Source organism: Kitasatospora sp. NPDC054795 (assembly GCF_053611565.1).
The window spans coordinates 29037-38064 of the sequence record NZ_JBSHAP010000094.1 but is presented as its reverse complement, the minus strand read 5'-3'; the positions used below and the strand labels follow the sequence as shown (position 1 = coordinate 38064).

General features: G+C 73.5%; 12 protein-coding genes. 4 read left to right on the top strand and 8 right to left on the bottom strand.

Annotated elements, in window-relative coordinates; all coding sequences use genetic code 11:
• The coding region (locus ACWGJO_RS29030) for a M24 family metallopeptidase (protein WP_452188178.1) at positions 1–922 on the top strand (922 nt) is incomplete at its 5' end.
• Between the two features lie 15 nt (positions 923–937).
• On the opposite strand, the gene ACWGJO_RS29025 is transcribed toward ACWGJO_RS29030, so the two are convergent.
• From ACWGJO_RS29025 to ACWGJO_RS29005, 5 genes are read right to left on the bottom strand one after another with little or no spacing between them, the layout of a single operon-like run.
• The gene (locus ACWGJO_RS29025) at positions 938–1267 is read right to left on the bottom strand and encodes an XRE family transcriptional regulator (RefSeq protein WP_452188176.1); all 330 of its coding nucleotides are present in this window, start codon (positions 1265–1267) and stop codon (positions 938–940) included.
• Between the two features lie 2 nt (positions 1268–1269).
• The gene (locus tag ACWGJO_RS29020) at positions 1270–1587 is read right to left on the bottom strand and encodes a type II toxin-antitoxin system RelE/ParE family toxin (protein ID WP_452188186.1); all 318 of its coding nucleotides are present in this window, start codon (positions 1585–1587) and stop codon (positions 1270–1272) included.
• A gap of 54 nt (positions 1588–1641) precedes the next feature.
• A complete protein-coding gene (locus tag ACWGJO_RS29015) occupies positions 1642–2664 on the bottom strand; it encodes a nitronate monooxygenase (protein ID WP_452188174.1) in 1023 nt (340 codons plus the stop codon).
• 42 nt (positions 2665–2706) lie between these two features.
• Entirely contained in the window at positions 2707–3339 is a 633-nt protein-coding gene (locus ACWGJO_RS29010) for a response regulator transcription factor (protein WP_359901106.1), read from the bottom strand.
• Positions 3336–4544: a sensor histidine kinase gene (locus ACWGJO_RS29005; protein WP_452188172.1), complete on the bottom strand. Its 1209-nt coding sequence runs from the start codon at positions 4542–4544 to the stop codon at positions 3336–3338. The genes ACWGJO_RS29010 and ACWGJO_RS29005 overlap by 4 nt, the downstream gene beginning before the upstream one ends.
• 163 nt (positions 4545–4707) lie before the next feature.
• Between ACWGJO_RS29005 and ACWGJO_RS29000 the strand changes: the two genes are divergently transcribed.
• Positions 4708–5784, top strand: a complete 1077-nt coding sequence (locus tag ACWGJO_RS29000) for an ABC transporter permease (protein WP_359901111.1) — start codon at positions 4708–4710, stop codon at positions 5782–5784.
• Complete coding sequence (locus ACWGJO_RS28995; protein WP_380352890.1) at positions 5781–6464, top strand: ABC transporter ATP-binding protein; 684 nt, start codon at positions 5781–5783, stop codon at positions 6462–6464. Before ACWGJO_RS29000 ends, ACWGJO_RS28995 begins: the two co-directional genes overlap by 4 nt.
• Position 6465: 1 nt before the next feature.
• Here ACWGJO_RS28995 and ACWGJO_RS28990 read toward each other — a convergent pair whose 3' ends face one another.
• The 3 genes from ACWGJO_RS28990 to ACWGJO_RS28980 all read right to left on the bottom strand — a co-directional run bounded on the left by ACWGJO_RS28990 (position 6466) and on the right by ACWGJO_RS28980 (position 8205).
• The gene (locus ACWGJO_RS28990; protein WP_452188170.1) at positions 6466–7062 is read right to left on the bottom strand and encodes a Uma2 family endonuclease; all 597 of its coding nucleotides are present in this window, start codon (positions 7060–7062) and stop codon (positions 6466–6468) included.
• 93 nt (positions 7063–7155) lie between these two features.
• Positions 7156–7872: a GntR family transcriptional regulator gene (locus tag ACWGJO_RS28985; protein ID WP_452188168.1), complete on the bottom strand. Its 717-nt coding sequence runs from the start codon at positions 7870–7872 to the stop codon at positions 7156–7158.
• A gap of 192 nt (positions 7873–8064) precedes the next feature.
• Positions 8065–8205, bottom strand: a complete 141-nt coding sequence (locus ACWGJO_RS28980) for a hypothetical protein (protein ID WP_452188166.1) — start codon at positions 8203–8205, stop codon at positions 8065–8067.
• 141 nt (positions 8206–8346) lie between these two features.
• Here ACWGJO_RS28980 and ACWGJO_RS28975 point away from each other — a divergent pair, with 141 nt between their 5' ends.
• Entirely contained in the window at positions 8347–8904 is a 558-nt protein-coding gene (locus ACWGJO_RS28975) for a TetR/AcrR family transcriptional regulator (RefSeq protein ID WP_452188185.1), read from the top strand.
• Positions 8905–9028 lie beyond the last annotated feature (124 nt).

Below are 9028 nucleotides of genomic sequence, written 5' to 3'. Positions count from 1 at the left end.
GGCCGGCACCGACCCGCTGGTCGACGAGGCCACCGGGCGCCCGAACGGCGACCACCGGGACAGCGAACTGGCCGCCGTCCTCTCCGAGTTGCGCCTGGTCAAGGACGAATGGGAGATCGGACAGCTGCAACTGGCCGTCGACCACACCACCACCGGCTTCGAGGACGTCGTCCGCGCCCTGCCCACCGCACTGCGCCACCACCGCGGCGAGCGCTGGATCGAGGGCGTCTTCGACCTGCGCGCCCGCGCCGAGGGCAACGGCACCTCGTACACCACCATCGCCGCCTCCGGCGCCCACGCCTGCGTGCTGCACTGGATCCGCAACGACGGCGCCCTCGACCCGAACTCCCTGCTCCTCCTGGACGCCGGCGTCGAGACCGACACCCTCTACGCCGCCGACATCACCCGCACCCTCCCGCTCAGCGGCACCTTCACCCCGGTCCAGCGCCAGGCCTACGACCTCGTCCTCGCCGCCCAGAGCGCCGGCATCGCCACACTGCGACCGGGGGCCCGGTTCCGCGACTTCCACCGCGCCGCCATGCGGGTCATCGCCGAAGGCCTCGCCGACTGGGGCGTCCTGCCCGTCCCCGCCGAGGAGGCCCTCGCCGAGGACAACGGCCTCTACCGCCGCTACACCCTCTGCGGCAGCGGCCACATGCTCGGCCTCGACTACCACGACTGCGCCAAGTCGCGCGCCGACCGCTACCTCGACGGCACCCTGGAGGAGGGCATGGTCCTCACCGTCGAGCCCGGGCTCTACCTCCAGCCCGACGACGAGACCCTCCCCGCCGAACTCCGCGGCCTCGGCATCCGCATCGAGGACGACCTGGTCATCACCGCCGACGGCGCCCACCTGATGTCCGGCGCCCTCCCCCGCACCGCCACCGACGTCGAATCCTGGATGGCGGACCTGTTGTCCTGAGGAGGCAGCGGACGATCAAGCCACCTTGATCGTCCGCTCCCCTCGCCGAATCGTCACCTCGACCTCGCCGCCGATCGCCGCCGAGTACGCCCGCAGGTTGTCCAGGCTGTCCACCTGCCCGTGCGCGATCTGCGACACCCGCGCCTGACTCACACCCATCAGCGCCGCCACCTCCTTCTGGGTGAGGTTGGCCGACTTCCGCATCTCGGCCAGCTCGTAGCCGCGGATCCGGGCCAGGTTCTCCCTCCGAATCCGTGCCCGGTCGGCCTCCGCCTCCGGCGAGGCCAACCAGGGGTTGATCCGCTGCGCCTCGGCCCACACCTCGGTCCAGCTACGGCCCGTCATGCTCACGCTCCCTTGTCCTTCTCCTCGACGTACTGCTCATAGCGAGCTTCCGCCAGCGGGATGTTGATGTCGTACCACCGGGACCACTCCCCGTTCTTGTCGCCGGCGACCAGGATGACGGCCTCCCGCTCGACATCGAAGACGAAGAGCATTCGAACCTCGGAGCGCCCCGCCGAGCCGGGCCGGAGCTCCTTCAGGTTGTGCAACCTGCTTCCATGAATCCGGTCCACCAGCGGGCGCCCGAGCGGTGGCCCCCTCCTGGCGAGCAACTCGATCGCGTCGGCGATCTGGTCGGCCGTGTCCGGATCCTTGACAGCGATGTCAATCCACTCCTGCGGGGGACAACACGCCGAGTCCTGCGCGCCCCCGACGCCCTACCCCCGTGCCGCCTGCCACAGCTCCGCGACGATCGCCTCCGCAGGGCCCGTGCGGGCCAGCTGGTGGGCGGTGCCGGCCCAGAGGTGCATGGCGGCCGTGTCGCCGCGGCGGGCGGCGGCGGCGCGCAGGGGGGTGGTGAGGCGGTTGACCTCGGGGTAGGCGGGCGGGGCGTACGGGCCGTGGCGGTCGATGAAGGCGTTGCGCAGGCCGCGGGCCGGGCGGCCGGTGAAGGCGCGGGTGACGACCGTCTCCGGCAGCTCGACGAGCGCGGCCCGGTGGGCGGCCGCGGCGCCGGACTCGTCCGACCGCAGCAGGGCCGTGCCCAGCTGCACCGCCACCGCTCCCGCCCGCAGGGCCGCCGCGACGGCCGGGCCGTCGCCGAGCCCGCCCGCGGCGATCAGCGGCAGCGCCGTCACCTCCCGCACGGCGGGCAGCAGGTGGAGCAGCGGCAGCTCCCCCGGCTCGTCCGTCACCCGGTGGGTGCCGCGGTGGCCGCCCGCCTCCGGGCCCTGCACGCACAGCGCGTCCATCCCGACCGCCTGCGCCGCCCGCGCCTCCGCCGGCGTGGTGACGGTGCCGACCTGGGTCGTCCCGGCCGCCCGCAGCGCCGCCGCCTCCTCGGCCGTCGGCAGCCCGAAGGTGTACGAGACCACCGGCACCGGGTCCGCGAGCAGCGCGGCCAGCTTGGCCTCCCAGTCGTCCCGGTCCGGCCCGTCCTCCTCCGGCAGCGTCACGCCCCACCGCTCGGCCTCGGGCCGCAGCCGCTCCCGGTAGGCCGCGACGGCCGCCCGGTCCCCGGGCGTGCCCGGCACGAAGAGGTTCACCCCGTACGGCCGGTCGGTCGACGACCGCACCGCGGCGATCTGCTCGGACATCCCGGCGGCGCTCCTCATCCCGGCGGCCAGGAAGCCCAGCCCGCCGGCCCGGTTCACCGCCGCGACCAGTGCGGGCGTCGAGGGCCCGCCCGCCATCGGGGCGGCGATCACGGGGACGGCGAGCTCGTCGAGCCGGACGGTCATCAGGCGCTCCTCACACGGCTGCGGGCACGGCACACCCCCACCCTACGCTCGGCGGATCAGCCCCCGCCGCCGTGCCTCGCGCACCGCCGCCGTGCGCGAGTCCACGCCCAACTTGGTGTAGATGTGCACCAGATGGGACTTCACCGTGGCCTGGCTCAGATGCAGCCGCTGGCTGACCTGCTGGTTGGTCAGCCCGTCCGCGACCAGCCCCAGCACCTCGGTCTCCCGGGCGCTGAGCGCCGCCGCCGGCGTCCGCATCCGCTCCAGCAGCCGGTCCGCGACGCTGGGCGCCAGCGCGCTGCGCCCGGCCGCGGCGGCCCGTACGGCCTGGGCGAGCTCCTCCGGCGGGGCATCCTTCAGCAGGTAGCCGGTGGCGCCCGCCTCCAGGGCCGGCAGGGTGTCCGCGTCGGTGTCGTACGTGGTGACGACCAGGACCCGCGGCGCGCCCGCCCGGGCGGTGATCGCCGCGGTGGCCTGCGCCCCGTTCATCGCCGAGCCCGGCCCGAACTGGAGGTCCATCAGCACCACGTCCACGCCCGGTTCCGCCGCCAGTTCGACGGCCCGCTCGGCGGTGGCCGCCTCCGCCACGATGGCGAAGTCCGGCTCGCACTCCAGCACCGCCCGCAGCCCGGCCCGCACCACCGGGTGGTCGTCCGCGATGAGCAGCCTGATCACGGGCCGGCCTCCGGGGTGACCGGCAGCTGCACCGCCACCGTGGTGCCCTGCCCGGGCGCCGACTCCACCGTGAAGCGGCCGCCGAGCGCCCGCGCCCGGGCCCGCATCGAGGGCAGCCCGAACCCGCCGTCCCCGTCGGGGCGGCCGGCCGCCACCACCGCCGGGTCGAACCCGGCGCCGTCGTCGTACACGTCCAGTGCCACTTCGCCCTCCATGTAGCTGAGCGTCACGTCGGCCCGCGAGGCGCCCGCGTGCCGGACGGTGTTGCCGAGCGCCGACTGCGCGATCCGCAGCAGCGCGACCTCCTGCGCGGCCGGCAGCCGGACCGGGTCGCCGAAGACGTGCAGGTGGACGGGAAGCGTGCCGTGCGCCGTCGTCGTCGCGCACAGCCGCTCCAGCGCGACCGGCAGCGGGTCGCCGTCCAGCGCGGGCGGGGTGAGTGCCCGGACGAACCTGCGGGCCTCGTCCAGGTTGTCCTGGGCGGCCTGCCGCGCCTGCTCGACGTACCCGGCGGCGGCCTCGGTGCGCTCCGGCAGGGCCCGCTGGGCCGCTCGCAGCAGCAGCTGGATGGAGCTGAGGCTCTGCGCGAGGGTGTCGTGGATCTCCCGGGCGAGCCGCTCCCGCTCGGCCAGCACCCCGGCCGCGTGGTGCGCGGCGGCGAGGTCGGCGCGGGCGGCGGTCAGTTCGTCGATCAGCCGGCGGCGCTCCTCGCTCTCCCGGTACAGCGCCTGGTAGCCGAGCACGGTGGCGGTGGCGACGGCGGCGCCGAGCGCGGGCCCGATCGAGGCGGCGAAACTGAAGCTGTGCTGGTGCCAGGACCAGGCGGCGATCGACGCGGCGGCGGTCAGCCCGACGGCGACGAGCCCACCGCGCCGCCCCAGCAGGTGCAGTTCCAGGAAGTACAGCGGGAACGCCAGCCAGACCCCGTCCTGGGTGGCGATCAGCACGCCCGCCCAGGTGGCGCCGAGCAGCACCAGCCAGAGCGCGGCCGCCCGGCGCGAGCGGCGCACGGCGGCCAGCTGCGGCCCGACGGTGTAGACGGCGGCCATCGCGGTGGCCGCGGCGGCGACCGCGGCGGGGTCGCCGCCCCGGCCGACGAAGACGGCCCGGGCGACGGCGAGCGCGAGCAGGCCCGCAACGAGCAGGTGCAGGCAGACCTGGAGGACGCGGGCGACGGGGGTGGTTCTGGATCGTTCGGTCGCCATCCGTCCAGCCTAAGTTCCACGCCGACGCCCGGCATCAATCAAAAGGTTGAACTCAGCCTCTTCCCTTTGATGCCCAGGATGCAATCCCCGGCGCGATGCCCCGGGGCCCCTCCGTCCGGGACGGTGGAAGAGTCGAAAACACCTGTGCAGAGGAAGGTTCACCGTGTTCGTCGCCTGGAGGGACTTGAGGTTCGCCAAGGGGCGGTTCGCCTTGATGGGGACCGTCATCGTGCTGATCACCGTACTGGTCGGCCTGCTGTCCGGGCTGACCGCCGGGCTCGGCCGGCAGAACATCTCCGCGATCACCGGCCTGCCCGCCGACCACCTGGTCTTCGGCAAGCCGGCCGACGGGCAGAAGCTCTCCTTCACCGATTCCCAGGTCACCCCCGACCAGTGGCAGGGCTGGGCCCGCGAGCCCGGCGTCACCTCCGCCCAGCCGCTCGGCATCACCACCACCAAGGCCGCCGCCGGGCAGCGCACCGCCGCGCTCTCCGCCTTCGGCGTCCCGGAGGACTCCGGGCTCGCCCCGCAGGGCACCCGGATCGCCCCCGGCCAGGCCGTGCTGTCCAGGACCGCCGCCGAGAACCTGGGCGGCCTCGCCCCCGGCGCCGAGTTCACCCTCGGCGGCCACCCGCTGCGGGTCGCCGCCGTCCAGGGCGACGCCGCGTACAGCCACACCCCGGTGATCTGGACCTCCCTCGGCGACTGGCAGCAGGCCGCCCCCGGCGGCACCGGCCACGCCACCGTCATCGCCCTCACCACGGCGAAGGGCGCCGACCTGGCCGCCGCCGACGCCCGCCACGGCACCGAGACCCGCACCCGCGACGACGCCCTCACCGCGATCGGCTCCTACACCTCGGAGAACGGCTCCCTCCAGCTGATGCGCGGCTTCCTGTTCGCCATCTCCGCCCTGGTGATCGGCGCGTTCTTCACGGTCTGGACGATCCAGCGCAGCGGCGACATCGCCGTCCTCAAGGCCCTCGGCGCCTCCACCCGCTACCTGCTGCGCGACGCCCTCGGCCAGGCCGTCCTGCTGCTGGTGCTCGGCACCCTGCTGGGCACCGCGGTCGCGGCCGGCTTCGGCGCGCTGATCGGCTCCGCCGTCCCCTTCGTCCTGGACGCCCCGACCGTCCTGCTGCCCGCCGCCGTCATGATCGCCCTCGGCGCGATCGGCGCGGCCCTGTCCATCCGCCGGATCACCTCCGTCGACCCGCTGACCGCCCTGGGGAGCGCCCGATGAGCCTGACCCTCGACCGCATCACCCTGACCTACCCGGACGGCGACGGCCGGCTCACGGCCCTGGACGAGGTCTCGCTGACCGTCCCCAAGGGCTCGCTCACCGCCGTCGTCGGCCCCTCCGGCTCCGGCAAGTCCAGCCTGCTGGCGGTCGCCGCCACCCTGATCACCCCGGACTCCGGGCAGGTCGTCATCGACGGCACCGACACCACGGGCCTCGACCGGGCGGAACTCACCGCGCTGCGCCGCACCAGGATCGGGATCGTCTTCCAGCAGCCCAATCTGCTGCCCTCGCTCACCGCGGTGGAGCAGCTGCAGGTGATGGCCCACCTGGACGGCCGCGCCCCGCGCACCGCCCTGCCCCGGGCCCTGGAACTCCTGGACGCCGTCGGCCTGCGCGACCAGGCCGCCCGCCGCCCGCACCAGCTCTCCGGCGGCCAGCGCCAGCGGGTCAACATCGCCCGCGCGCTGATGAACGACCCCACCGTCCTGCTGGTGGACGAACCGACCAGCGCCCTCGACCACGAGCGCGGCGCCGCCGTCCTGGACCTGATCACCGACCTCACCCACCGCCGGGCCACCGCCACCGTCCTGGTCACCCACGACCGCACCCACCTGACGGCCGTCGACCAGGTCGCCGAGGTCCACGACGGCCGGCTGACCCTGCCCGCGGCGGCGCTCTGACCTACTTCTTGGCCGTCAGCACGTCGTCCACCGAGAGCGTCACCGACGCTCCGATCGACTCCGGCAGGGTGAAGGACTGCCCGGGGTGGTGGACGGCGTGCACCCGGTATTCGCCGTCCTGCGGATCGGTGAGCACCATGACCCGCTGGTTCGCCCGATCCACGATCATGTAGACGGGCACCCCCGCAGACGCATAGACGAAAGGCTTCTTCTTCAGGTCATCGCTGTAGCTGGACGAGGTGACTTCCAGAACGAGCCGGAAGACCGCTGGGTCGTAGCAGTTGTACTCGATCAGGTGATCGTCGATATCGGCATCGACAATCGCCAGATCGGGAATCGCGTAGTCCGACGGCCCATCCGGCAGCCAGATCCCGACGCCCTGAAGGACTTCGGTCCCGCCTCCATCGAGGCCGGCCTGGAACAGCACGCGCATCAGGCGGCTCAGCGACTTGCTGTGCGAAGCGTTCGGCGGCAGCGTCACGGTGATCTGGCTCCCGACGATCTCGACCCGGTGCCCGGTGAACTGGTTGGAGATCAGCTCAGCGGCTTCGAGCAGTGTCGGCTGCTCCATGGGCTCTTCCACTGCTGCGGCGGACATGGATTTCCTCCTGGCTGCCGATGTCGAGAGCATCATCGTAGAACTCGGACGCCTCCCGGTGCCCGATCCTCGGGCCTCACCCGGACGAGTGGTTCAGCTCCGGCGGGCCCCGAGTCGCAGGGCCGAGGACTCCGACTCGGCCGCCTTCTCCTCGCCGGCCCACAGCGAGCGGACGTGGCTGAGGTGGCGGGTCATGCAGGCCTCCGCTCCGGCCGAGTCCCCGGCGATCATCAGGTCCAGCAGCTCCAGGTGCTCCTGCGCCGAGGATTCCAGCTCGCCGCGCTCGTCGAGCCGGTTGAGGCCGTACAGCCGCGAGCGCTTGCGCAGGTCGCCGACGACCTCGACCAGGCGGGAGTTGCCGGCCAGCCCCAGCACGTCCAGGTGGAACTGGCGGTCGGCCTCCAGGTAGCCGATCAGGTCGTGCTTGCGGGCCGCCGCGACGATCGCCTCGGCCTGCGGGCGCAGCCGTTCCAGCTGCTCCTTGGTGGCGGTGCGCGCCACCCGGCCGACGGTCGGGACCTCGATCAGGGCGCGGATCTCGGTGAAGTCGTCGAGGTCGCGGTCGGTCAGCTCGGTGACGCGGAAGCCCTTGTTGCGGACGGCCTCGACGAGGCCCTCGCGGGCGAGGTCGAGCATGGCCTCGCGGACCGGGGTCGCGGAGACCCCGAAGTCGGCGGCGAGCGCGGGTGCGGAGTAGACCACGCCGGGGCGCAGTTCGCCGGAGATCAGGGCCGCCCGGAGTGCGTGGGCGACCTGGTCGCGAAGCCGCTCCTGTACGGAGATCAGGGTGCGGGATTTGAGGTCGGCCATGGTGTTCCTCCGGGTGGGTGCAGAACACCAGCGTACAATGTCACGTTACGTTGCGTACGCGACAGCCGGTGATTCGAACACCCGCCACCGGCCCGCCGGGCCGGCCCCCCGGGACGCCGAATGCCATGGTGGCAGCGGCCGTCGGCCGTGACAACGGCCGACGGCACACGATCTTCAGGTCCGCACGGAGGGCTACGCCCGACGGAACCGGCCCACCAGGGTGCTCAGGCCGGCCGCACCGTCGCCGGCCGCCACGCCCCGCCGGACCGCCTCCGCGAGGACGGCCGGCAGGGCGTACGGCCGGAGCTCCTCGGCCGAGATGCCGTTGGACATGCGCTTCCCCTCCTCTGGAACGAACGCTCTACCCAGAATCTCGGCTAGGATCGCGGCGTGAACACGCCCGAGAGAGCCGACGCGAAAACGAGCGCGAGGACGAGCTCGAAGGCCGAAGCGAAGCCCGGCACCCGCGAGCGGATCGTCCGGGCCACCTCCCGGCTGCTGCAGCGCCAGGGATACGAGGGCACCGGAATCAAGCAGATCTCCCGCGAGGCCGAGGCCACCCTCGGCTCCGTCTACCACTTCTTCCCGGGCGGCAAGCAGGAGTTGGCCGCCGAGGCGATCCGGCACGGGGACGAGGAGTTCGCCGTCCTGCTGCGCGCCGGGCTCGGCTCCTCGCCGGACCTGGGCGAGGCGATGACCTCCTGCACCCGGATGCTCGCCACGGAACTGCGCGAGTCCGACTGGCAGGACGGCTGCCCGATCACCAGCACGGCCCTGGAGACGGTCGGCCGGGTGCCGGTGATCGAGGAGGCGGTGACCGAGGCCTTCGCCAACTGGCGGGCCGTCGTGGCGGAACGACTGCTCGCCGCCGGCATCGGCGAGCAGGACGCCCGCGAGCTGGCCGGCACCGTGATCAGCACCCTGGAGGGCGCCGAGCTCGCCGCCCAGGTCGCCCGCAGCGAGCGGCCGCTGCTGGTCACCGGCAAGCACCTGGCCCGCCTGCTCACCGCCTACGCCGACGACCGGGCCTGACCCGCGGCACCGGACCGCCTGCCCGGAAGACGAACCGAAAGACGAGCCGAGAGACGCCCGAGAAGCCCGGGAGACGGCCGGAAAACGTGAGGAGTCGGGGGCCCCGGGGGGGGCCGAGCCCCGC